Origin of the sequence: Brevundimonas sp. UBA7664, from assembly GCF_002483305.1 — a bacterium.
Classification (GTDB): domain Bacteria; phylum Pseudomonadota; class Alphaproteobacteria; order Caulobacterales; family Caulobacteraceae; genus Brevundimonas.
This window is the reverse complement of the sequence record NZ_DLHQ01000051.1, coordinates 1-532: the sequence shown is the minus strand read 5'-3', so window position 1 is coordinate 532 and position 532 is coordinate 1. Positions and strand designations below refer to the sequence as shown.

At 72.4% G+C, this 532-nt stretch carries 1 pseudogene; it reads left to right on the top strand.

Annotated elements, in window-relative coordinates:
• Positions 1 to 129: 129 nt before the first annotated feature.
• Positions 130 to 532 (top strand): annotated as a pseudogene (locus B2742_RS12130) (hypothetical protein); the annotation flags it as partial.

Genomic DNA, 532 nt, shown 5'->3' with positions numbered 1-532 from the left:
CTGGCGCAGCGCCGCGATGCTGCGAACCACGGGAAGGGCGTCGGTCTCGGGCATGATGAACGGATTAACCTTCCGGCTTAAGCCTGATTGTGAACCGGGCGGCAAATCTTGCCGTGCCAGTGTCGGCTTATGACGCCGACCCTCCTCATTCGTCCAGTCGTGGTGCTTGTCGCGGCCGTCGGCCTCAACGCCTGCGGCATGGTCGACAGCGATCCGCATCGTTTCGAGAACCTGGCCAATTCCGTCGCCGCCATCGATCTCGACGGCAAGCGCGCCGCCGCCCCGGCTCGCACCGCCGCCGAGGCGGGTCTGCGGCCGGCCCTGCGGGTCGAGGTCATGGAGCCCCACGCCCTGTGGGACGCCCGCTACGGTCTGGATGGCGCCGTCGAGCGCGCCGCGCCCGGGCTCGTCGCCGCCGCCGCTCCGGCGGTGGCCGACGCCGTGGTGCAGCAGGTCTCCGCCCGCATCGATTCCGCCTCCGCCCGCGCCGGCCTGCGTCCTGAGCTGGCGCCGCGCCCGCCGTCCGCCCCCC